The following is a 22,778-nucleotide window of genomic DNA, read 5'->3' on the forward strand; positions in this document are numbered from 1 at the left end:
CTGAGCTCCCGCTCCCCGAGCGCTGTGCGGCACACTCGGGGAATGAGCACCGCCCTGGACGAACTCGCCGGGAATTTCGCCGAGCTGCGCCCCCATCTGGTGTCGGTCGCCTACCGGCTGACCGGCACGCTGTCCGACGCCGAGGACGCGGTCCAAGAGTCGTGGCTGCGCCTGAGCGGCCTGGACGAACGACGTCGCTCGGCCATCGAAGACCACAAGGGCTGGCTGACCACCGTCGTCAGCCGGATCTGCCTCGACCGGCTGCGGTCCGCGGTGGTGCGCCGCGAGCGGTACGTCGGCGAATGGCTGCCCGAACCCGTCCTCGGCCCGCTGGGCACGCCGCCGTCGGAGGATCCGCTGACCGTCGCCGTCCGCGACGACGGGATGCGCATGGCGGCGATGGTGGTCCTCGACCGGCTGACACCGGAACAGCGCGTCGCGTTCGTTCTGCACGACGCGTTTTCGGTGCCGTTCGGGGAGATCGCCGAGATCCTGGGCTGCACGCCGGAAACCGCGCGCCAGCACGGTTCCCGCGGCCGCCGCGCGGTCGCCGACGCCGACCCCCCGCCCCGGACGGCGCTCGCCGAGCAGCAGCAGATCATCGAGAAGTTCATGACCGCGATGCTCACCGGCGACATCCAGGCCGTGGCCGAGGTCCTGCATCCCGACGTCGTCCTCGTCGGCGACGGCGGCGGCAAGGCGCGCACGGCGGTCCACACGGTCGCCGGGTTCGACAAGGTCACCCGGCTGTTCCAGGGCCTCATGCGGATGTACGACCCGGCGGGGATGGAGCAGGCGAGGCTCGCGCTGGTCAACGGTGACCTCGGGGTCTACCTCCCGCCTCAGCCCGGTTCGGACCGGTACCGGGCGCTCGACGAGCACGTCGACGCGTTCGTCATCCGCGACGGGAAGATCGTCGCGATCTACGACATGGCGAACCCGGACAAGCTCACCACCGCGCGGACCCGCGTCGGCCCCTGACCGCGTTTAGTCCTCTGCGATCCCCCAGCCCAGCGTTTGGCTGTACGCGCCGAAGGTGACACCGAGAACGANCCTCCTGGAGACGCCATGACCCTCGCCGATTTCCCGCGCTACCCGCTGCTGTTCGGCCCCTCCCCGAGGAGGATCGATGCTCGCCGTCGAGGATCCCGCCACCGGACAACGGATCACGGCCGTCCCCGACTGCGGGCCGGCCGAAGTCGACAAAGCGGTACGCGCCGCCGCCGAGGCCTGGCCCGCTTGGCACGCCTCGGATCGGCACGCGGCGCTGGCGTCGTGCGCGGTCGTCGTCGAGGAGGCCGCGTCCGTGCTGGCCCCTGTGCTCTCCGAAGAGCAGGGGAAACCGCTTCACGAGGCCGAAGCCGAGTTCGCCGGGGCGGCGTCGCGGTTCCGGTACTTCGCCGGGCTGCGGCCCGGACCGCAAGCCGATGGCGACGGGCCGGTCGCCGCGATCACGTCGTGGAACTTCCCTGTGCAGTCGGCCGTCGCGAAACTCGCGCCGGCTTTCGCCGCCGGGAACACGGTGGTGCTCAAGCCGTCGCCGCGCACCCCGCTCACCACGCTGCACCTCGGCCGGATGCTGGCGCAGGTGCTGCCGCCGGGCGTGCTGACCGTGCTCACCGGACAAGACCCCCTCGGCGAGCGTCTGCTCGCCCATCCCGGGATCCGGAAGGTCGACTTCACCGGATCGGCGGACACCGGGAAGCGGATGGCCGCCGCGTCCGCGCCGGAATGGCGACGGCTGACGCTGGAACTGGGCGGCAACGATCCCGCGATCGTCCTCCCCGGCACGGATCCGGCCGCCATCGCGGAACGGCTCTTCTGGAGCGCCTTCGCCAACTGCGGCCAGATCGGCGTGGCGGTCGAGCGGGTCTACGCCGTCGGGTCCGTCCACGACGGTGTCGTCGAGGCGCTGGCGGCCGTGGCGGAGCGAGTCGTGGTCGGCGGCGGACGGACACCCGGGACACAGCTCGGCCCGGTGAACAACCGGCCGCGGTACGACCTCGTCATCGGTCTCACCGACGAGGCGCGGGCGGACGGCGCGCGGATCGTGACCGGCGGGCCGCTCGGCGGGCCCGGGTACTTCTTCGCCCCGGCGATCCTCGCCGAGGCGCACGACGGCATGCGAGTCGTGACCGAGGAACAGTTCGGCCCGGTGCTGCCGGTTGTCAGATGCTCCACAGTGGACGAAGCGGTCGGGCTGGCGAACGCCACGGCGCCCGGCGTGTGCGGTTCGGTGTGGGGTGCGGACGAGGAGTACGCCGCCGAAGTCGCGGCACGGCTCGGAAGCGGGACGGTCCGGGTCAACGAGCACCTGGCGATGTCCGTGGACGGACCGTTCGCGGGCTCGCGGTGGTCCGCGAGCCGCGCCGGCCTCAGGGGGTGATCGTCCGGACGTCCCACACCCAGACGCCGTCGATGAACTCGGCGGGCTTCCGCAGCAGCAAGTCCACGGTGGTCCGGAAGGCGTCCTGGTGTTCGCGCGGGATCAGCACGAGCACGTCGGCGTTCCAGTACCGCAGATCCTCCAGCGCCTGCACCCGCTGCGACTCGGTGATCGTCGCCGGCACACCGGTCTGCTTGATCTGGTCGAAGATGATCGACGTCGGCCGCTGGATGGCGCCGTAGCGGCCGCGTTTGTCGTCAGGACCGCTCGGCCCGACGAAGTAGCCCTCCGGCATCGAATAGCCGAGGCCCGCGTCGATCTGCCAGTGCAGCGGTTCGGATTCGCCGGAACTCGGCAACGGCACGGGGACCACGGTCCCGCCGGGCGCGACATAGCTCCGCCAGGTGCCGTCGGCGAGGAACCTCGGTGTCGGCGGCCGTTCCTTCACGATCAGCTGCGTCGGCGCGATCGGCAGCAGGACCGCGATGACGACGCCGATCCACAGCAGCCGCAACGGGAATCGCCGCTCCCCCGGCACTTCGGGGAGTTTCGACGCGACCGCGTAGACGCGCTCGGTCGCCAGCGCCAGCAGAGCGCCGATCAGCGGGATGCAGCCCATCGCGAGCCGTGACTCCAGCAGCGACTCGAACAGTGGCAGTTCCGAGAAGAGTTTCCACGGTCCCGGGATCCCGGTCTCCTCGTGCACCACGATGATCTGCACACCGAGCGAGAGCCAGGCCATCACGAACATCGAGATCGCCAGCGCCCGCGCGAACACCTCGCGCCACAACCACGCGGTGATGACCACCATCAGCACGATCAACGGCCAGCCGAAGAAGGCGTTCTCCTCGGTGCGGTTCATCGACACGTCCGCGGCGGCCTGCGGTTGCCCGGCGACCGACTGCGTCGCGAACCGGGTGAACGCGGCCGTGTCGTTCCCGACCGGGCCGTGCTCGATCGCCTGATAGCTCTGCGGGCCGAAGAACTGCCACCACAGCGGGAAAGCACACAGCACGAGCGCCACGAGGACCCCGATGCCGACGCCGATCCCCAGCGGTTTCGCCATCGGCGGGAACTCGCGGTAGTTCGTCGCGAAGTAGGCGATGGCGAAGATCGCGAACGCCATCGCGAAGATCAGCAGCGGTTCCTCACCGAGGAAGATCTGGTACGCCGCCAGCAGGCCGAGGAAGATCCCGTTGCGGACGGGCCGTTCGCCGCGGGCGATCTTGAAGACCAGCAGCGCGATGAACGGCAGGACGAACCACGCGACGAAGTTCGGGTGCGCGTTGCCGTGCGAGATCATCGGCGGGGCGAAGCCGGCGAACGCGCCGCCGATGGCCGCGCCGACCCGGTGGGTGACCAGATGCCGCGAGAAGACCCAGTACCAGGCCGCCGCGGTGCCGGCGAGACCGCCGGTGAGCGCGATGGCCCAGGTGGCCGTCGGGCCGAAGGTGAGCGTGACCGGCGAAAGCGGGATGCCGATGCCGAGCATGGCCGTGTTGGCCATCAGGTTCACGCCGAGCGGATGGTTCTGGAAATGCGAGCTGAGCGGATTCCTCAGGTGCAGCACGTTGTCCGCGGTGACGGAGAAGAACCACTCCCACAGGTTCTGATCCGACGCGCTGTTCCAGAGATAGCCCTCCTTGAGATCGAGCCAGAGCCCGTTGTAGAGCAGGAAGGCGAACAGCAGGAAGCCGCCCATGATGGCGGCGTCGGCGGCGGCGAATCGGCGGGGTCTCGTGGGAGTCTTCTCGGCCTCCACCTCCGCCGCCTCAGTGGTTGCCATCGGAAGTCCTTCGGGGGTATTCAGCGGATCCAGATTTCCGCTGGGCGTGCGGCCGTGAGGCCCTCGTACCGGGCTGTACTCGGGTCTCACGGCCGTGCGTCCAGCGGGAAGCTGGGCCGTCGAGTCCCCCGGAGGACTTCCGATGGTGACCACTTAGCCTGGAAAAGACTCACTGACCATCCTCACGGCTCGACAACGCGGGCGAGAAAGTAGATCACACCCGTCGAGGCATGCCTGACGAGCAGAAGGAAGGGCCGATCGACGGCGACTTCCAGGGGTTCGTCGACGATGAGCGACGTCAGCCGCATCAGCACCGCCGTCGCGGCGGCGCCTTCGAGGCCTTGTTCGTCGATACGGAGCACGGACTGGTGGAGGACCTCGGACACTTCGAGCCGGTCGTCGTCGGCGAGCCCGGTGAGGTCGGCGTCGGCGGTGAACATCGTCCGCACCCCGAGGTTCTGGAGTTTCGCCGTCAGCGGGCTGTCGACGTCGAGGTCGAGTTTCGGCAGCGACAGGGCGATGGTCTTGGACCGCGTGTTCTCCAGCAGCCGCGCCAGCTTGCCCGCGTCGAGTTCGGCGTCGTCGAGATCGCCGTCCGGAAGCAGGACGACCGCCTCCACCCCACCCTCGGCGCCGAGGCGGACGACCTGCCAGCCGTCCTCGTGGGTGTGGTCGAGCTGCTTTTCGAGCCGCATCGTCGGCACCGTACGGGTGCCGGAGGGCGCGTGGAAGTCCGCGGGCGCGGTGTTGTCACGCGAGAACGGTTTGGTCCAGGCGGTTTTGAGATACAGGGCGTTGACGATCGCGGCGACGGTGTCCGGCGCGACGGTCCCCGGCTTCAGCAGTTCGGGGATCAGTTCGCGGGTGGCCTCGGCGACGTCGGCGTTGATCAGCCGTCGCGCGGCCTCCGGATCGTCGCCGAACGGGGCGCTCTCGACCTTCCCGCCCGGCCAGGTGGCGAGTTCCTCGCGGAAGGAGTTCTCGAGCGGGAGCCCGTCCCAGGCCCAGAGCGTGTTCGCGACCGCGAGTTCGGGGCCGTCGTCGAGCAGCGACGAGGCCTTGCCCAGCAGGTCGGCCAGCTCGTCCGGGTCGCCGAGCAGGGCGATCAGCTCTTCTCTGGTCTTCCCCTTGGCGGCCTGCGTCACCAGGCCGAGCGCGCTCGCGATCGAGTACGGCGAGAAGCACGCGTTCTCCGCGCGGCTCGCCAGCACCCGATAGAGGTCCAGACCAAACCGGAGGTGGCTTTCGACAGCGCCCATGCCGCAGACCGTACCGTGGACAGGCCCGCCCGTCTCCTGTCCGAAAGTTCCGCCTTGAGCGATCAGGGTTCTCTAAAGAGGTAAGTCGAAGGTGTCGTGCCCTGAAGGCCCCCTTTGAGACGTGAAGGTCTTAAAGGGGGCTTTCAGAACATCAGCTTCGACGCCGGGACAGCGGGAGCACCGAACGGGTGGTGAAGGCCTCCTTCACTACCGTCAGGGTAGGCAAGGAGGCCTTCACCNGCACCGAACGGGTGGTGAAGGCCTCCTTCACTACCGTCAGGGTAGGCAAGGAGGCCTTCACCACCCTTTGCTGTAGATGAAGGCCTCAGCCGTGCCTGCCCGTGTGCCAGGCGTGCCACGCGTAGGCCTGCGCGTCCGTGAGCGACGCCACCTGGTCGACGACCACGCGCAGGCGCGCCGCGTCGTCCGGGGCGGCCTCCCACGCGGGAAGGAAGAGCCCGTCCAGCGCGTCGGGCGCGCGACGGCACAGCGCCTCGACCAGTTCGGCGAGTGTCTGCCGCTGGCCGTCCTGCATCGCGAGGCGCCGCCTGTCACTCATCACGTACCGCAGCGCTAGCGCCTTGAACAACGCGACCTCGGCCGCGACCTGCTCCGGAATGACCAGCCGCGCGGCGTAGCGGCTCAGCGGCCCTTCGCCGTACACCTCCCGTGTCGCGCCGACGACTGCCGTCGCGAACCGGCCGACCAGCTCGCTCGTCAGCCGTTTCAACGCGACCTGCGCCTTGAGCGATCCGTCGAGCCCCGGTTCGCTGAGCTCGGCGACCACCGGCAGATCGAGCAGTTCCTTCGCCGCACCCTCCAAAGTGGACTGCGACTGGTGCGAGAACCTTCGCGCCGCCTCGGCCACCGCCGCGCGTTCCTCCGCGTCGGCCAGCACCCGCAACGAGATCCGGCCCGCCAGCACCCCGTCTTCCACGTCGTGCACGGAATACGCGACGTCGTCGGACCAGTCCATGATCTGGGCCTCCAGGCAGGTGCGGCGCTCTGAGGCGCCTTCCCGGACCCACGCGAACACCTCGGCGTCGTCGGCGTAGACGCCGTACTTCGGATTGCCTTCTTCCCGTTGCCACGGGTACTTCGTCGAGGCGTCGAGACAGGCGCGGGTGAGGTTCAGCCCACCCACGACCCCGCCTTCGAGCAGGACCTTGGGCTCCAGCCTGGTGAGGATCCGCAACGTCTGCGCGTTACCCTCGAAACCACCGCACGGCTGGGCGACCTCGTTCAGCGCGCGCTCGCCGTTGTGCCCGAACGGCGGATGCCCGATGTCGTGCGCGAGGCCGGCGGTGTCCACCAGATCGGGATCCGCGCCCAGCTCGTCCGCGATGCCCCTGCCGATCTGGGCGACCTCCAGCGAATGCGTCAGCCGCGTGCGGGGCACGCCGCTGACCTCGGCCCCTTCACCTGGGCCGACCACCTGGGTCTTGCCCGCCAGACGGCGCAGAGCGGCCGAGTGCAGCACTCGGGCGCGATCACGGGCGAAGGCGCTCCGCCCGTCCGCGGCGCCTTCCAACGCCGCGCCCTTGGGCCGCTCCGGCAGCAGGCGCGCCCTGTCGGCCTCGGTGTAGGTGTCCACCCGACCAGACTAAACGTGGTCACCGACACTTATCGGGCGTCAGGCCTCGCCGGTACCGAACAGACTGTCCGCCGGCGACTTCGTGAGGCGGTAGTACAGCAGCGCGCCGGTCTCGCGGACGATGTAGCGCGCCTGCGTCTCGCGGGTCTGCACGATCGGGCCGCGATGGGTGGGCGATGTCCAGGTCTCGAGCCCGAGGTCGTCGGCCATCACCCGCGCGCGGAAGGAGTGCCACGGGTCGCTGACCAGCACCGCGGTCTTCCAGCCCCGTTTCCGCACCTGCTCGGCGACCGCGCGGAGGCTCCGCAGGGTGTCGCTGCCCTCACCGACCGGCAGCGTCGCCGAGGTGGGCACACCGCGTTTGCGCAGCCACTGCGCGCCCGCGTGCGCCTCGGTGTAGTTGTCGTCCGCCTTCTTGCCGCCCGCGGTGACGATCACCTTGGCCACGCCCTGGTCGTACAGCGTCTTCGCCTTGGCCAGCCGGGCCTGGAAGATCTCCGACGGCCTGCCGTTGTACTGGGCCGCGCCGAGCACCACGATGACGTCGGCCCGGTCGCGCACGTCCTCGCGCGCGACCTGCCAGACCCGGAACGCCGTTCCGCCGATCACCGCGACGACGACCAGCAGGAACCCCGCCACGATCCGGCGCACCCAGCTCGCGCGAGTCGGCTTCGTCCGTTCGGCGGTACTCACGCGGGTGATTCTCGCAGAGCGGGGAGTCGATCTCAGAGCCAGCCGTGCTCTTCCGCGAGCCGCACCGCCTCGGCCCGGGTCCGCGCCCCGGTCTTGCCCATCGCGGCCGAAAGATGGTTGCGCAAGGTGCCTTCGGAAAGGTGCAGGGCACGGGCGATGTCGGCCACCGTGCTGCCGTCCTTGGCGGCACGGAGTACGTCGTGTTCGCGTCCGGTGAGCGGGCTCGCGCCGGTGGCGAGCGATTCGGCGGCGAGCGCGGGATCGACCACCCGGAGCCCGCCGTGGACCCTGCGGACGGCGTCCACGAGCTCCTCCGGCGGAGCGTCCTTGACGACGAATCCCGCGGCACCCGCGGCCATCGCCCGCGAGAGATAACCGGGCCTGCCGAAGGTGGTGCAGATGATGATCCGGCACAGCGGAAGCGCGCCGTGCAGCTCGGCCGCGGCTTCGAGACCGTCCTTGCCCGGCATCTGGACGTCGAGCAGCGCGACGTCCGGGGCGGTCTCCTTCGCCCGCTGGAGCACTTCGTCGCCCGAGCCGACCTGGGCGACCACCTCGATGTCGGCTTCGAGGCCGAGCACGGTGGCCAACGCCCCGCGCACCATCGCCTGGTCGTCGGCGAGCAGGACCCGGATCACGCGCAGCCTCCAGCGGATTCGGAGAGTGGCGCGAGCGCGCCGCTCCGCAAGGCGGATTCGGGTACCTCCGCCCGGACGAGCCATCCTCCCCCAGGTGGTGTGGTGGCGGTCAAGGTCCCGCCGACCGCGTCCAACCGTTCGGTGAGCCCGCGCAGGCCATTCCCCGCCGCGGCGTCACCACCCTCACCGTCGTCCTCGACTTCCAGCCAGATCTTGCCGAGGCGGACTTTCACCCGTTTCGCCCCGGAATGCCGGATCACGTTGGTGACCGCTTCCCGCAGCACGTAGCCGAAAGTGCGCTGCAGGGCGGGGTCGACGTTGTCCACCGCGTGCGGCAGATCCGCGTCGATCTCGGCCGCCCGCAACGCCGCCCGCGCCCCGGCGACCTCGGCCGACAGCGACACCTCGCGATACTCGGAGACCGTGGCCCGGATGTCCGACAGCGCGCTGCGGGTCAGCCCCTCGACCTCGCGGATCTCCTGCAGCGCGCGGGAGTCGTCCTTGCCGCTCTCCAGGATCCGGCGGGCGAGCCCGGCCTTGACCGTGATGGTGGTGAGACTGTGGCCGAGGATGTCGTGCAGATCCCGCGCCAGGCGCTCACGTTCACCCGCCACCGCGAGCGTCGCGATCTCCTGGTTCGCCGCCTCCAGTTTCCGCACCGCGCGGACCAGGTTCGCCATGAAGAACATCGCCGCCGTGATCGAGAGGACCGCCACCAAGTCACCGAAATCGTCCTTCCCGACGACCAGGTGGACGGCCAGCACCACCAGCAGGGCGCCGCCGTCCAGGATCACCGCCCACGTCGGCGGAAGCGTGAACGCCAGCACCGCCGTCGCGTAGATCAGGATGTACGGGTTGTTGTCGTGCAGGAAGACCAGGATGAGACCGAGGAGCAGCATCACCACCGAGAAGAGGTAGGTCGTCTTCCGCCGGGAGGACCGCAGGACGAGCGGGAACAGCAGGTAACAGGCGCCGTAGGCGATCAGGAAACCGACGACCACCAGCGTTTCCGCGGTGACCCCGCCGGTGGTCAGCTCGACCACCGTGGGAATGAAGGTCGGCAGGACAAAGGCGGTACCGAGTACGGCCCACTTCGCCGGCCGGGGCCCGCCGCCGGTCCGCGGCGGCATGTCCGACCACCAGTTCTCCCGGTCGTCCAAACCCGTCTTCACCCTGGCCGGGTACTCGTTCACCGGTTCACCCTTCTCAGACCCGCGCACTGTCCTTACGGTAACGCCTGATCACGAGCGCCCCGAGGACCGCGGTCCACGCCGCCAGCACGCCGAGCGCGGCCGCGAGACTCACCGTGAGCTGGTCGGTGACGACCGGGCGGACCAGCTGGATCAGCCAGTACGTCGGCGTCACCTGGGCGATGTCGGCCATCCACGACGGCATCCCGTCGATCGGGATCCACAGGCCGCCGAGGAAACCCATGCCCATCATGACGATCATGTTCAGCGGCTGCATCGACTCCGGCGTGCCGAACTGGCCGAGCAGGAGGCCGAGCAGCACCAGCGGGATCGCGCCGAGCCAGATACCTGCCACGAGCCGCAGCCAGCCGGCGGCGTCGAGGTGGACGCCTTGGAGGAGGACGCCGACCAGCGGGACGACGAGCAGCGACGGGAGCGCGACGAGCAGCGCCGAGAGCGCCTTGCCGCCGAGGTAACCGGCTCCGGTCAACGGGGTCAGCCGCAGCTGGCGCTGCCAGCCGGTGGACCGCTCGATGGCGAGTTTCGCGCCGCTCGTCATGGCGGCGGAGAAGGCCCCGAAGGCCATCATGTTGACCATGATCACGCCGGCGATGTTCACCTCGCCCCCGGCGAAAACGTTGGCCTGCAACAGGAACATCAGCACCGGGAAGGCGACGGCGAAGAGCACGAACCGCGTCGAACGAAAGGTACGGACGATCTCGGTCTTGAGGTAGGTGGGGTTCATCGGACGGCTTCCTCGCCGGTGGTCAGGGACAGGAACGCGCCTTCGAGACCGACGGCGCTGATCTCGATGTCGTGCGCTCCGGGCACGTGGGTCAGCAGCGCCCGCAACGTCGCGTCGGAATCGGAACTGGAGATCGCCACGCGACCGGCGCGGAGTTCGAAACCGGTGACCGCGGGCAGCGCCGCGATCACCGGCTCAGCCGCCGCGGGCACCACCGCGCGGATCGTGCGCCCGCCGGCCAGCGCACGGACCTGCGCGACCGAACCGTCCGCGACGATCCGCCCCGACCGCATCAGCACGACACGGTCGGCGAACTCTTCGGCCTCTTCGAGATAGTGGGTCGCGAACAGGACCGTGCGTCCCGAGTTCGTGTACTCGTACATCGACTTCCAGAACTCGCGGCGCGTGCCGACGTCCATCGCGGCGGTCGGCTCGTCGAGGATCAGCAGATCGGGGTCGCTCACGAGCGCGACGGCGAACCGCACGCGCTGCTTCTGCCCACCGGAAAGCTTGGTGGAGCGCCGGTTCGCGAGGTCACCGATCCCGGCGCGGCGCAACGCCTCGGGCACGGGCATCGGCTCGCGGTGCAGCGCCGCGACCATGCCGACGGTCTCGGCGACCGTGAGATCCTCGACGAGCGCGCCGCCCTGCAGCATCGCGCCGATCATCCCGTCGCCGACCGCGTCCCCCGGCTCGCGCCCGAAGACGGTCACGGAGCCGCTGTCGGGCACGCTCAGGCCCAGGATCATGTCGACCGTGGTGGATTTGCCCGCGCCGTTGGGGCCGAGGAGGGCGACCACCTCGCCCGGCGCGATCGTCAGGTCCACGCCGTCGACGGCGTGGACGTCGCCATAGTGCTTACGCAGACCGGAAAGCCGGACCGCGGCCCCCGCGATGATGTCTTGTTCTCGCATGACTGAAGCTTGTCGCGCTTGGCCGTCCGGGGCGTGGGCCGCGCGTCACGACCTGAGGGTGACAGTTGTCAGGGGTAGCCCTTCGACGCTTCCCCCCGGTGCAATGAAAGGCCCCTTCATCGCAAATTTTGCNAAAAGGCCCCCTCATCGCAAATTTTGCGATGAAGGGGCCTTTCATGTCATGGGCCGAGTGCGTCAGGCGCCGATCAGGCGCCCCGCCAGATACGACTCCAGCTTGTCGATCGCGACCCGCTCCTGCGCCATGGTGTCGCGCTCCCGCACGGTCACCGCGTGGTCGTTGAGCGAATCGAAGTCGACGGTGACGCAGTACGGCGTACCGATCTCGTCCTGGCGCCGGTAACGGCGGCCGATCGCGCCGGCGTCATCGAAGTCGGCGTTCCAGTGCTTGCGCAGCGCCGCGGCGACATCGCGCGCCTTCGGCGTGAGATCGGCGTTGCGCGACAACGGGAGCACGGCGACCTTGAACGGCGCGAGCCGGTAGTCCAGCTTGAGCACCGCGCGGGTGTCGGTGCTGCCCTTGGCGTTCGGCACCTCTTCCTCGTGGTAGGCGTCGACGAGGAACGCCATCATCGACCGGCCGACACCGGCCGCGGGCTCGATGACGAACGGGCGGAACCGCTGCTTCGTGGCCTGGTCGAAGAACGACAGGTCGACGCCGGAGTGGTTCGAGTGCGTCGTGAGGTCGAAGTCGGTGCGGTTCGCGATGCCTTCGAGTTCGCCCCATTCCTGGCCGGCGTTGAACGCGAAGCGGTACTCGATGTCGACGGTGCGCTTCGAGTAGTGGGAGAGCTTTTCCTTCGGGTGCTCGTAGAGGCGGAGGTTGTCCGCCTTGATCCCGAGGTCCTTGTACCACTCGGTGCGCGCGTCGATCCAGTACTGGTGCCAGGTCTCGTCCTCGCCCGGCTCGACGAAGAACTCCATCTCCATCTGCTCGAACTCGCGCGTGCGGAAGATGAAGTTGCCCGGCGTGATCTCGTTCCGGAACGATTTGCCGATCTGGCCGATGCCGAACGGCGGCTTCTTGCGCGCCGCGGTCTGCACGTTGAGGAAGTTGATGAAGATGCCCTGCGCGGTCTCCGGGCGGAGGTAGTGCACGCCTTCCTCGGACTCGACCGGGCCGAGGTAGGTCTTGAGCATCATGTTGAAGTCACGCGGCGCGGTGTACTGCCCGCGGGTGCCGCAGTTCGGGCACGGCACCTCGGACAGGTCGTCCTCGGACACCTCCTTGCCCGAGCGGGCGGAGAAGTCCTCGGCCAGCTGGTCGGCGCGGAAACGCTTGTGGCAGGACAGACATTCGATCAGCGGGTCGGTGAAGACGTCGAGGTGACCCGACGCGACCCACACCTGGCGCGGCAGGATCACCGAGGAGTCGAGGCCGACGACGTCGTCGCGGCTCTGCACGACGGTCTTCCACCACTGGCGCTTGATGTTGTCCTTGAGTTCGACACCGAGGGGCCCGTAGTCCCACGCCGACTTGGTACCGCCGTAGATCTCTCCACACGGGAAAACGAAGCCTCGACGCTTGCACAGGCTGACGACGGTCTCAATGGTGTTGGCGGGCACTCCACGCTCCGAAGCATGCGGGGACGGGTATGGACTAGAAGGACAAGACTAACCGCCCGTCCCCGCACGACCTCCGGCGAGGTCGGACCGCTCAGGGCCTGCTGACCAAGGAGGCGGTGACGATGCGGTTGTCCTCGTAACCGTCGGTCCCGCCGACGTACTCGCCACCGCAGGTGACCAGCACCAGCCGATGCGGCCCGTCCGGTCCGAACAGCTTCTCCGCCTGCTCGGCCAGCTTCGTCTTGTGCACGGTGACGATCTCGCCGATCTTGTAGACCCACTTGCCGCCGTCGGTGTCGACGAGGTCGACCTGCTGGCCGGTCTTGAGCCGCCACAGTTCGTCGAACGGGCCCTTCTTCCCCTTCCAGTTCACATGCCCGGAAAGCAGGGAAGCCCCCTGGCCGGCGCCCAGTTTCGCGCCCCACCAGGTGGCTTCGTCGAGACCCTCGGGGATGGGGAGGGTCCCGTCCGCGGTCAGTTCCTTGCGGATCAGTTTCGCCGTGCCGCCGCCGGGGAGCCTGACCGTGCCGGGCGCCTGTCCCGTGTCCGCCGGAGCCTGGGGTGTCTGCACCGACGACGTGGTCACCTGGTCCTGGGCGGCCGCGACGACGGAATCACTCTTTCCGGTGAAAACCAGCACCGCGACCACGGCCACCACCACGAAGATCGCGCCACCGGCGAGGATCCAGCCCAGGCCGGAACGCTTTTTCGGCCGCACCTCGCTCGCCGTACCGTCGTCGAACTGTCCCACCATCGGGTATTACTCCTTGCTCGCGTCAAGCCGCCGGAGCGGCCGGTGTGGCTAGACACGCGACGCGAGCCGAGAGAGGTTGCACCGACTTCCCGCATTTCGTCCTCTGAATGCGGTAGTCAGGCGGGCGGCCCGGAAACGAGAGTCGCGACGATGACCCGGTTGTCCCGGTAGCCGTCCGTTCCCCCGAGGTAGTCGCCACCGCAGGTGACCAGCACCAGCCGGTGCGGCCCGCTCTGCGCGAACAGCTTCGCCGCCCGCGCGGGCAGGTCGTTCTTGTGCACGGTGACGACCTCGCGCACGCGATAGACCCAGATGCCGCCCGCCGCGTCGCTGACGGCCACCTCCTGGCCCTCGTGCATCCGCCACAGCTCGTCGAAGGGCCCTTTGACGCCGCCCCAGTTGACGTGCCCGGAGATCAGCGACGTACCCGCTTCGGCGCCGAGCCGCGCACCCCACCACGCCGCGTCGGCGAGGCCGCGCGGGATCGGGAGGACACCGTGGGAGGTGACTTCGGAGCGGACGAGTTTCGCCGATCCGCCTTCGGGCAGGCGGATCGTGCCGGGCCGCTGCCCCCGTTTCGAACTGTCGGCGGGCAGCGCCAAGGGAGCTCCGTCCTCGCCCGGCATGACCGCGGGTTCCGCGAACGAGACCACCGGTTCCGGCGGGATCCAGGTCAGCACGACGACGCCCGCTGAGATGGCGAGCGCGGCGACGACGGCGGACAGTGCCGCCAGCCAGGACCGCACGGGGCCGCTACTTCTCCCGGACCGGCACGGGCTTGCGACGGCGGAGCAGCAGCATGGCCGCGGCGCCGATCACGATGCCGCCGCCCAGCAGCCCGAGCCCGACCACGGTCCGCGTCGAGTCCGCGTTCTGCGGCGGGATACCGCCTGCGGGCACCGTCCCCGGCACCGCGGGCTGCGCGGGCGCCGCGCCCGGTCCCGTACCGCCGGCGGGCTTCGCCACGAAGTTCCTCGGGATACCGCAGCTCACGCCGCCGAGCACGATCGTCGTGCGGGCCTCGCGCAGATCCTTGTCCTCCTCGTCGCGCACGTGCGTGACGACGTCGACCTTCCAGCCCGCCACCGCGGTCACGTCACCGGCGCGCCAGCCGTCCTGCCGGATGAGCTGGTCGAAGGCGGTCACCCGCGACACCGTCAGGTCGGAGGTGGTCTTGTCCTTGCTGGCCGTCTTGTCGATCCCACCGGTCGACGGCGGGCCGAGCTTGAGTCCCTTGACGTCGATACCCGAAGCGCCGGACGGCTTCAGGTCACCGTTCTGGTCCCGCACCCAGATCTTGCCCACGCTCGTCGACGACGTCGCCTTGCCAGGCGAGGAGCAGTCGACGGAGCTCTTCGCGCCTTCGAGCACCAGCACGGTGTTGTCGATGGGCTTCGCGCCGCCGCGCCCGTTGTCGATGAGGGCGTAGTTGCTCTCCGCGACCGCCGTCGGGACCGTGGTCTGCTGCAGCGCGGCGATCACGTTGTGGTCGCGGCTGGCGATCCCGGCCGGGAAGGGGCTCTGATCGCCGTAACGGCCAAGGTTGATCGCCCATTGGTCACCGAGGGTGGTCCGCTCACCGGCGTCACGCGGGACGACGGTGCGGTCCGGGGAGAGTTTCGACTGGCCGGGGGTCAACGGCGAACGCTGGGTCTCGGTGATCAGTGATCCCGGGTTCCCGATGCGCACCGACGCCACGTTCGCGAACGACACGGGACCGGTCTTCTCATCGACGGCCTGCGTCGTCTGCGCCGAGGCGAGCCCCGGAACCGACGCCAAAGCGATGGCCGCCGTCGCGGCGGCCAGCTTCGTCACGAAACGAGTCATGTCTCCCCACTGCCTCTCGGGCTCTCAGAGCGCGGTCGTCAGCGAGAAGCGACGAAACGCTCCGCGACAACCTTGCACCGTCGGCGACGACATGCGAAGCGGAATGGCCATTTCTCCGCGAACTCACCCGAATGGAGCAGTAACGCCGCCACCGAGTGGTCGCCCGGTCGGCGAACAGACCACCCGGGACGGGAACACTAAGATGGACTGGACTGTTACTGGCAATGACTTCGGAAATCATGAACATGGAGGCGGCGATGGCTACGGTGACCCCGGACTCGGCCGCCCCGGGCCTCTCGGAAGACCCCGGACCGCATTCGTCGGCCCGTCCCCCCGCCGAACCCGCCGTATCGGCCTCGCCCGCCGTCCTCGCGGACGCCGGCGACCTGCTCCGGGCACTCGCCGCACCCGTGCGCATCGCCATCGTGCTGCAGCTGCGTAACGCGGACCGGTGCGTCCACGAACTGGTGGACACGCTCGATGTCGCGCAGCCGCTGATCAGCCAGCACCTGCGGGTACTGAAGACCGCGGGTGTCGTACAGGGTGAGCGACGCGGCCGTGAGGTGGTGTACCGGCTGGTCGACGATCACCTTGCGCATATCGTGGTGGACGCCGTAGCCCACGTTCAGGAGGGGAAGTGAGCATGAGTCCGACGACGGCCAACAGTTCCGCGCCGGTGCCGGGACGCCGGTCGACGAAACAGCGGGCCGCCGTGGTCGAGCTGCTCAAGGAGATCGACGACTTCCGTTCCGCCCAGGAACTGCACGACGAGCTGCGCAAACGCGGCGACGGGATCGGGCTCACCACGGTCTACCGGACGCTGCAGTCGCTCTCGGAGGCGGGCGAGATCGACGTCCTGCGCACCGACACCGGCGAGGCCATCTACCGGCGCTGCTCGTCGCACCACCACCATCACCTGGTGTGCCGGCTCTGCGGCAGCACCGTCGAGGTCGAGGGACCGGCCGTGGAGCGGTGGGCCGAGAAGATCGCCTCGGAGCACGGCTTCTCCGACATCAGCCACACCGTGGAGATCGTCGGGACCTGCTCGAACCACTGACGCCCTCTAGTAGTGCGATGAAGGACGCTTTCATAGCAAATTTTGCTGTGAAAGCGTCCTTCATCGCACGCCGCAGGGGGGGGCGCGGTCAGTACTCGTAGGGGTCCTTCGGCGCCGGCACCTGCCGCACCGAGGTGAGCGTCAAGTCCGGCATGTAGCTGTTCTCCCGCACCGCGGTCCCCGGCACGACCGTCCCGGTGACCTCCAGCCAGGTGTCGTCGCCGAATCCCGACGCGCCCTCGCCCACCATCCGCACGGTGATCGGGAAGGCGTCGGCGGCGCAGCAGCCGATCACCATCCTGGCCAGCATCGTGTTGCCCTCGTTGTGCACCACGAACCCGGACAGCCGCACCGTCCGCCCGTTCAGGCTGCCGCTCTTGTCCCAGCCCGCCCGGCTGACGAACTCGTTGACCTCCAACGGGACCACGTCCCCGGCGGGCAGGGGCGGGAAGGCGGCCGCGTTGCTCGCCGAAGCGCTTTGCGGCGCCCTGGCCTCGGTGCGGGTCACCGAATCGGCGCCCAGCGCGGGCGGCGCGACCAGGAACACGGCCAGCACCGGCACCATCAGCAGCCAGGCCGACCGGGTGTTGTGGTCGTGCGCGTGGACGTCCCCGGACACGACGGCGGCGGCCCGCGCGGCCAGCAGGTCACGGACGATCGCGACCGCGCCCAGCGCGACCATCACCGCGCCGCCGGCGATGATCCACGGCTGTTGCGCGGGTTTGACGTAGCGCAGGTAGTCGCCGTTGATCGTGATCTTGAGCAGCGCCCCGCCGAGCAGGATCAGGAGGATGTTCTGGGTCTCGCGTTTCACGCGCCACCTCCGAGGATGAGCACGCCGGAGACGACGGCGCAGGAGAGCGCGACGACGAACGTCACAGGCGCGAACCGCAGCGCGAACGACTTGCCGAAGGTACCGGTCTGGAGCGCGAACAGCTTCACGTCGATCGCGGGCCCGACCACCAGGAACACCAGCTTCGGAAGCAGCGGCATCGCGGTCAGCGACGCGGCGACGAAGGCGTCGGCCTCACTGCACAGCGCCAGCACGACGGCGAGCACGGCCATCACCAGCACCCCGAGCACGATCTGCTCCCCCAGCACCCCGAACCATTTGGCGGGCACCAGGACGTTCATCGCGGCGGCGATCATCGCGCCGAGCACGAGGAACCCGCCCGCCTCGACCAGGTCCGCCCGCGCGGTCTCGGCGAAGGTCTTCCAGCGCGAACCGTGCTGGACCTCGGGAAGACGCCGCAAAGCGCGCTCCGCTATCCAGTCGAGCTTCCCCCACTTCGCCCACAGCCAGCCCATCACCATCGCCGTGGCGAGCGAACCGGCGAACCGGGCGAACACCATCTCCGGGTTCCCAGGGAACGCCACCGCGGTGGCCACCAGCACCACCGGGTTCACCGCGGGCGCGGCCAGCAGGAACGTCAGCGCGGCCGCGGGCGCGACACCCTGTCCGATCAGCCGCCGCGCGACGGGCACCGAGGCGCACTCACAACCCGGCAGCGCGACCCCGGCCAGCCCCGCGACACCGACCGCCGCGCCGGCCCGGCGAGGAAGCACCTTCTCCAGCACCCGCGCGGGCACGAACGCCGCGATCGCGCCACTGATCAGCACCCCGAGCACCAGGAACGGCAACGCCTGCACGCAGACCGCGACGAACACCGTCGAGCCCGTCCGCAGCGCGGGCACGTCGAACACCTGCTGGAGCCAGCTCTGCCCGAGGATCGCGATCAGCAGGATCGCGCAGAGCACCTCGATCGAGGTGATCTTGAACCGCCGGGCGGGCTTCCGCTCCGGGGCGCTCCTGGAAATGGTTTCCATGCGCGCGATGATGCCAGGTGACCCTGCGTTCCGGCGGTCACTCCCCGGGAGCGGTCCCCAGCAGGTCCGAACGCAGCTGCGACGCCGTCGAGACGACCAGCATGAGCAGCGTTCCGAGCGGCGAGGGATCCATGCCCTCCGCCGGGAACGCGTACCTCAGCGTGATGTCGATGCCCTTCTCCGAGCGCACGACGCCGAGCGTCCCGAACAAGCCCTGTCCAGCGCGTTCCGCCGCCGAGGCCGCGATCGCCGGGTCGTCCGGCAGGTCCCAGGCGACGACGCAGGTCAGGCTCAGCACGGTCAGCCCTTCGGCCAGCCGGGTCGCCTGGATGACGCACGGGACGTCCGCGTGCGAGAAGGTCAGCGCGCCGTCGTCGTCGACGTGGACTTCGAGATAGCGCTCGAGGGCTTCCCGTGCCGACGTCAGCAACGCCGCCGTGTCCGCTGCTTCGGTGGTCATGCGGTCCCTTCGGAAGCCTTGTCGGCTTTGTCGACGGCCCCGCCGAAGCGGCGGTCCCGTTTCGCGAACTCGAGGCAGGCCCGCCACAGGTGGGTGCGGTCGAAGTCCGGGAAGAGCGTGTCCTGGTAGACCATCTCGGCGTAGGCCGACTGCCAGAGCAGGAAGTTCGACGTGCGCTGCTCCCCCGACGGCCGCAGGAACAGGTCCACGTCCGGCATGTCGGGCTGATACAGGTACTTCCCGATGGTCTTCTCGGTGACCTTGTCCGGGTTCAGCTTCCCGTCGGCGACGTCCTGGGCGATCCGCCGCATGGCGTCACCCAGCTCGGCGCGGCCGCCGTAGTTGACGCACATGGTCATGTTGAGCGCCGTGTTGTGCTTGGTCTTCTCCTCGGCGACCTGCAGTTCCTTGATGACGCTCGCCCACAGCTTGGGGCGGCGGCCCGCCCAGCGGATGCGGACGCCGATCGAACCGAGGTAGTCGACCTGGCGGCGGATGGTGTCGCGGTTGAAGCCCATCAGGAAGCGGACCTCCTCCGGGCTTCGCTTCCAGTTCTCGGTGGAGAACGCGTACACCGACAGCCATTTGACGCCCAGCTCCACGGCACCGCTGGCGACGTCGATCATCACCGCTTCCCCGCGTTTGTGGCCTTCGATCCGCGGCAGTCCCCGCTGGTTGGCCCAGCGGCCGTTGCCGTCCATCACCAGCGCCACATGCTTCGGGAGGAGTTCCCGGGGGATCTCCGGCGGCCGGGCACCGGACGGATGCGGCTCCGGCGCGCGAAGTTCGAATTGTGACGCCTTGTTCTCGCGTCCCCTGCGCAGCACCTTCGAGCCTCCTGATCGAGCGAACCTGTGCCTGCGACCCTACTGCGCCTGCGTGCTGGTCTCCCGCGCACGCCTCTCCACCAGCGGCAGCGACCGCAACTGGCGCTCCAGATGCCACTGCAGATGGGCCGCGACCAGGCCGGACGCGTCCCGCCGCGGCACCGGCTGCGAAGCCTCGGCCACCGGCCACTCGCCGTGCAGGAGCGCCGCGAGCAGGGTCAGCACCTCCGGGGAGGGGTGGACACAGCCGGGGACCCGGCAATCCGGGCACATCGAGCCGCCCGCCGACACGCTGAACGCCTTGTGCGGTCCTGGCAGGCCGCACCGGGCGCATTCGGTGATCGCGGGCGCCCAGCCGGCGTACGCCATCGCCCGCAGGAAGAAGGCATCGAGGATGAGGGAACTGTCCCGTTCCCCGCCCGCGAGCGCGCGAAGGGCTCCGACGACGAGCATGTAGAGCTTGAGCACCGGCTCGCCCTCTTCGGCGGACAGGCGGTCCGCCGTCTCGGCGATGGCGCTCGCGGCGGTGTAGCGCTGGTAATCGGCCACCAGGGGCAGCGCGAAGGCGTCGACCGTCTCGACCTGGGTGATCACGTCGAGGGAACGGCCGGTGTAGAACTGGACGTCGACGTGCCCGAACGGCTCCAGACGAGCCCCGAAGCGCGATGACGTCCGACGCACGCCCTTCGCGACCGCACGGACCTTGCCGTGCCGCCGCGTGAGCAGGGTGACGATCCGGTCGGCCTCACCCAGCTTGTGCGTCCGCAACACCACTCCGGTGTCGCGATAGAGGTTCACCACCCCGACATCGTCCCACCCGGGACCGACATCGGGGTGGTGCGCCCCGGAATCAGCAGTAGCGGCCGTAGCAGCTCGGCACGGACGCGGCCGCGACGATCGAGATGATGATCATCACGATGGCGAAGAGGCAGCCGAGGCCGCCGATGATCGACGCGATCATGCACATGGTCCGTGTCGACCGTGACGCGTCCGCGGCGGCGGCGTAGTTGCCCTGCATCTTGTACGTGTTGACCTCGTTGGACTTCATGATCGCGAAGATCGCGATGATCCAGCAGAGGAAGATGCAGCCGATCGCCCAGCCCTTGTAGTCCTTGATGGCGTTGATGTCGCCACCGCCGCCCGGCATACCGCCCGGAGCGCCGTAAGGGGAAGGCTGGCCGTACGGGGCGGGCTGCCCGTAGGGAGCGGGCATGCCACCGGAGGGCGGCCCATAGCCAGGCTGCTGCTGTCCGTAGGGCTGCTGCTGGCCGTAGGGGTTGGTCATGAAAGTGGTCCTCGTTGTTCTTTCGGCTACGGGTCGGGCTAGATGCTCGCGGCGACCAGGACGATCCAGAGAATGGAGAACAGGCAGCCGACCCCGCCGATGATCGAGGCGATCATGCACATGGTCTTCGTCGACTTCGACGCGTCCATGGCGGCGGCGTAGTTGCCCTGCATCTTGTACGTGTTGACCTCGTTGGACTTCATGATCGCGAAGATCGCGATGATCCAGCAGAGGAAGATGCACCCGATCGCCCAGCCCTTGTAGTCCGGGATCGAGTTGATGTCGCCGCCACCGGGCATGCCGCCCGGAGCGCCGTAGGGCGCGGGCTGACCGTACGGCGCGGGCTGGCCATACGGCGCCGGCTGGCCGTACGGCATCGGGTTCGCGCCGGAAGGCTGGCCGTACGGCGCGGGCGTGGCGCCGGACGGGGGTCCGTATCCGGGCTGAGGCTGCTGACCATAGGGCTGCTGGCCGGGGCCGGGCTGCTGGCCGTACGGGTTCGTCATCGGGTTCCCCACTTGTGTCGTGCTTCCCGACGGGTGGATCCCGCCGGTCGTTCCTTACTGCTGCGGTGTTCCGGGCACGTTCGGCCCATCCGCTCCGGGCAACTGCTGCCTCAGCTGCTCCGGGGTGATCTTCTGCGTCGGCTCGGCTTCGTCGAACCCGGACGGCGCCTGCTGAGGCTGCTGCCCCGGGCGAAGGACCTGCGTCGGCTCGGACTCGCCCAGGGCCGGTCCAGGCTGGGACTCCGAGGACGGCGCCGTGGTTCCCTTCGGCTGCTGACCGAACGGCTGGGGCGGCTGCTGTCCGAACGGCTGTGGCTGCTGGGGCTGTTGGGGCGCGCCGAACGGCTGCTGCTGCGGCTGCTGGCCGAACGGCGAGGGCGGCGCGGGGAACGACGACGAAGCCGGCTGCGGCGGCTCGGGGAACCCCGGCGCCTGGCCGAAGGGCGCCGACGCGGGCGCGGCGGCTTCGCCCGGCACGACGACGGTGCTGAGGATCTTGTCGGCGAACGTCTGCTTCTTCTGATCCCACAGCGGCCAGAGGTAACCGAGACCGCAGACCCAGCCGTCCAGGTTGTGGCACAGGTCCCGGACGAAGGCCATCAGCGGGCCGATCGGCTGCCCGTCACTCTCGCGGACGAGTTTGATCTTCAGGATCTTCTTGCCGAGCGACTGGCCGGTGGTGCCCATCTTGATCCACCGGTTGTAGACGGTCCAGGCGATCCCGGCGAGGTAGCCGACGCCGGAGATGATGCCGCCGACGAGCGAATTCGCGTTCGTGGCGATGATCGCGCCGATGATCGGGAGCACGAAGATCGGCGCGAAGTCGATCAGCGACCCGGCCGCGCGCAGGCCCCAGTGGGCGTAGTCGGTCTGCGGGCCGAACTGGGCGGCCTGACCGAACGGCGAGGGCTGGCCCTGCTGCCCGAACGGAGAAGACTGCCCCGGCTGCTGGCCGAACGGGGACTGCGGCTGCGCTCCGAACGGCTGACTCGGCTGCTGCCCGAAGGGCGACGACTGGTCACTCTGCTGCGACTGCTGCTGCCCGAACGGCGAAGACTGGCCACTTTGCTGCGGCTGCTGGGACTGCGGCGGCTGTTGCCCGAACGGCGAGGGCTGCTCACCAGGAGCCTGCTGCCCGAACGGCGAAGACTGGCCACCTTGCTGCGGCTGCTGGCCGAACGGCGAGGGCTGCTCGGCGGGCGCTTGCTGCCCGAAGGGCGAAGGCTGACCAGATTGCTGCTGCCCGAACGGCGAAGCCTGCTCACCAGGAGCCTGCTGGCCGAACGGCGAAGCCTGGTCACCTTGCTGCGACTGCTGGGCCTGTTGCCCGAACGGCGAAGACTGTTCTCCCGACGGCTGCTGTCCGAACGGCTGCTGCGGCTGCGGTGACTGCTGCCCCTCTCCCGGCGGGGGCCCGGATCCGGGCGGCGGCTGCTGTCCCGGCGG

Annotated in this window: 25 protein-coding genes; 5 read left to right on the plus strand and 20 right to left on the minus strand. The window is 69.3% G+C overall.

Going from position 1 to position 22,778, the window contains the following annotated elements; translation table 11 throughout:
• Nucleotides 1-42 precede the first annotated feature (42 nt).
• Both LCL61_RS03045 and LCL61_RS03050 read left to right on the plus strand, forming a co-directional pair.
• Entirely contained in the window at nt 43-981 is a 939-nt protein-coding gene (locus LCL61_RS03045) for a sigma-70 family RNA polymerase sigma factor (protein WP_340685406.1), read from the plus strand.
• A 148-nt stretch (nt 982-1,129) separates the two neighbouring features.
• Nucleotides 1,130-2,386 carry an aldehyde dehydrogenase family protein gene (locus LCL61_RS03050; RefSeq protein WP_340685407.1) on the plus strand — a complete coding sequence of 419 codons (1,257 nt, stop codon included), beginning with the start codon at nt 1,130-1,132 and terminating at the stop codon, nt 2,384-2,386.
• On the opposite strand, the gene LCL61_RS03055 is transcribed toward LCL61_RS03050, so the two are convergent.
• From LCL61_RS03055 to LCL61_RS03110, 12 genes are all read right to left on the minus strand, one after another.
• Entirely contained in the window at nt 2,376-4,172 is a 1,797-nt protein-coding gene (locus tag LCL61_RS03055; RefSeq protein ID WP_340685408.1) for a glycosyl transferase, read from the minus strand. The two genes, LCL61_RS03050 and LCL61_RS03055, sit on opposite strands and share 11 nt — an antisense overlap.
• Nucleotides 4,173-4,354: 182 nt before the next feature.
• Entirely contained in the window at nt 4,355-5,431 is a 1,077-nt protein-coding gene (locus tag LCL61_RS03060; protein WP_340685409.1) for a serpin family protein, read from the minus strand.
• A 325-nt stretch (nt 5,432-5,756) separates the two neighbouring features.
• Entirely contained in the window at nt 5,757-7,025 is a 1,269-nt protein-coding gene (locus LCL61_RS03065; protein ID WP_340685410.1) for a deoxyguanosinetriphosphate triphosphohydrolase, read from the minus strand.
• A gap of 39 nt (nt 7,026-7,064) precedes the next feature.
• Entirely contained in the window at nt 7,065-7,718 is a 654-nt protein-coding gene (locus LCL61_RS03070; RefSeq protein ID WP_340685411.1) for a YdcF family protein, read from the minus strand.
• Nucleotides 7,719-7,750: 32 nt separating this feature from the next.
• Nucleotides 7,751-8,356, minus strand: coding sequence for a response regulator transcription factor (locus tag LCL61_RS03075; RefSeq protein ID WP_340685412.1), 606 nt, complete (start codon nt 8,354-8,356; stop codon nt 7,751-7,753).
• Entirely contained in the window at nt 8,353-9,549 is a 1,197-nt protein-coding gene (locus LCL61_RS03080) for a sensor histidine kinase (RefSeq protein ID WP_340685413.1), read from the minus strand. Before LCL61_RS03080 ends, LCL61_RS03075 begins: the two co-directional genes overlap by 4 nt.
• A gap of 13 nt (nt 9,550-9,562) precedes the next feature.
• Complete coding sequence (locus LCL61_RS03085) at nt 9,563-10,291, minus strand: ABC transporter permease (protein WP_340685414.1); 729 nt, start codon at nt 10,289-10,291, stop codon at nt 9,563-9,565.
• The gene (locus tag LCL61_RS03090) at nt 10,288-11,205 is read right to left on the minus strand and encodes an ABC transporter ATP-binding protein (RefSeq protein ID WP_340685415.1); all 918 of its coding nucleotides are present in this window, start codon (nt 11,203-11,205) and stop codon (nt 10,288-10,290) included. The genes LCL61_RS03085 and LCL61_RS03090 overlap by 4 nt, the downstream gene beginning before the upstream one ends.
• A 195-nt stretch (nt 11,206-11,400) precedes the next feature.
• Entirely contained in the window at nt 11,401-12,789 is a 1,389-nt protein-coding gene (locus LCL61_RS03095; protein ID WP_340685416.1) for a glycine--tRNA ligase, read from the minus strand.
• Nucleotides 12,790-12,880: 91 nt separating this feature from the next.
• A complete protein-coding gene (locus LCL61_RS03100) occupies nt 12,881-13,543 on the minus strand; it encodes a class F sortase (RefSeq protein ID WP_340685417.1) in 663 nt (220 codons plus the stop codon).
• Nucleotides 13,544-13,659: 116 nt separating this feature from the next.
• Entirely contained in the window at nt 13,660-14,289 is a 630-nt protein-coding gene (locus LCL61_RS03105; RefSeq protein ID WP_340685418.1) for a class F sortase, read from the minus strand.
• A gap of 7 nt (nt 14,290-14,296) precedes the next feature.
• Complete coding sequence (locus LCL61_RS03110; RefSeq protein WP_340685419.1) at nt 14,297-15,370, minus strand: hypothetical protein; 1,074 nt, start codon at nt 15,368-15,370, stop codon at nt 14,297-14,299.
• Nucleotides 15,371-15,627: 257 nt separating this feature from the next.
• Here LCL61_RS03110 and LCL61_RS03115 point away from each other — a divergent pair, with 257 nt between their 5' ends.
• Both LCL61_RS03115 and LCL61_RS03120 read left to right on the plus strand, forming a co-directional pair.
• Nucleotides 15,628-16,011, plus strand: coding sequence for an ArsR/SmtB family transcription factor (locus tag LCL61_RS03115; protein ID WP_340685420.1), 384 nt, complete (start codon nt 15,628-15,630; stop codon nt 16,009-16,011).
• 2 nt (nt 16,012-16,013) lie between these two features.
• Nucleotides 16,014-16,427, plus strand: a complete 414-nt coding sequence (locus LCL61_RS03120) for a Fur family transcriptional regulator (RefSeq protein ID WP_020629376.1) — start codon at nt 16,014-16,016, stop codon at nt 16,425-16,427.
• An 88-nt stretch (nt 16,428-16,515) separates the two neighbouring features.
• Here LCL61_RS03120 and LCL61_RS03125 read toward each other — a convergent pair whose 3' ends face one another.
• From LCL61_RS03125 to LCL61_RS03160, 8 genes are read right to left on the minus strand one after another with little or no spacing between them, the layout of a single operon-like run.
• Nucleotides 16,516-17,241: a TIGR03943 family putative permease subunit gene (locus LCL61_RS03125; RefSeq protein WP_340685421.1), complete on the minus strand. Its 726-nt coding sequence runs from the start codon at nt 17,239-17,241 to the stop codon at nt 16,516-16,518.
• Nucleotides 17,238-18,254 carry a permease gene (locus LCL61_RS03130; RefSeq protein ID WP_257488246.1) on the minus strand — a complete coding sequence of 339 codons (1,017 nt, stop codon included), beginning with the start codon at nt 18,252-18,254 and terminating at the stop codon, nt 17,238-17,240. The genes LCL61_RS03125 and LCL61_RS03130 overlap by 4 nt, the downstream gene beginning before the upstream one ends.
• A 37-nt stretch (nt 18,255-18,291) precedes the next feature.
• Nucleotides 18,292-18,714, minus strand: a complete 423-nt coding sequence (locus LCL61_RS03135; RefSeq protein ID WP_005158775.1) for a hypothetical protein — start codon at nt 18,712-18,714, stop codon at nt 18,292-18,294.
• On the minus strand, nt 18,711-19,541 hold the full coding sequence (locus LCL61_RS03140) for an isoprenyl transferase (protein WP_340685422.1): 831 nt from the start codon (nt 19,539-19,541) through the stop codon (nt 18,711-18,713). Before LCL61_RS03140 ends, LCL61_RS03135 begins: the two co-directional genes overlap by 4 nt.
• Before the next feature lie 39 nt (nt 19,542-19,580).
• The gene (recO, locus tag LCL61_RS03145; RefSeq protein ID WP_125676128.1) at nt 19,581-20,342 is read right to left on the minus strand and encodes a DNA repair protein RecO; all 762 of its coding nucleotides are present in this window, start codon (nt 20,340-20,342) and stop codon (nt 19,581-19,583) included.
• Nucleotides 20,343-20,391: 49 nt separating this feature from the next.
• The gene (locus tag LCL61_RS03150) at nt 20,392-20,826 is read right to left on the minus strand and encodes a CD225/dispanin family protein (protein WP_340685423.1); all 435 of its coding nucleotides are present in this window, start codon (nt 20,824-20,826) and stop codon (nt 20,392-20,394) included.
• A 38-nt stretch (nt 20,827-20,864) separates the two neighbouring features.
• The gene (locus LCL61_RS03155) at nt 20,865-21,332 is read right to left on the minus strand and encodes a CD225/dispanin family protein (RefSeq protein ID WP_091599740.1); all 468 of its coding nucleotides are present in this window, start codon (nt 21,330-21,332) and stop codon (nt 20,865-20,867) included.
• Nucleotides 21,333-21,386: 54 nt separating this feature from the next.
• The gene (locus LCL61_RS03160; protein WP_340685424.1) at nt 21,387-22,139 is read right to left on the minus strand and encodes an RDD family protein; all 753 of its coding nucleotides are present in this window, start codon (nt 22,137-22,139) and stop codon (nt 21,387-21,389) included.
• Nucleotides 22,140-22,187: 48 nt separating this feature from the next.
• On the opposite strand from LCL61_RS03160, the gene LCL61_RS03165 reads away from it, so the two are divergent.
• Nucleotides 22,188-22,721, plus strand: a complete 534-nt coding sequence (locus LCL61_RS03165) for a hypothetical protein (protein ID WP_340685425.1) — start codon at nt 22,188-22,190, stop codon at nt 22,719-22,721.
• Nucleotides 22,722-22,778: the final 57 nt, after the last annotated feature.

This window comes from Amycolatopsis coloradensis, from assembly GCF_037997115.1.
In the GTDB taxonomy this organism is placed as follows: Bacteria; Actinomycetota; Actinomycetes; order Mycobacteriales; family Pseudonocardiaceae; genus Amycolatopsis; species Amycolatopsis coloradensis_A.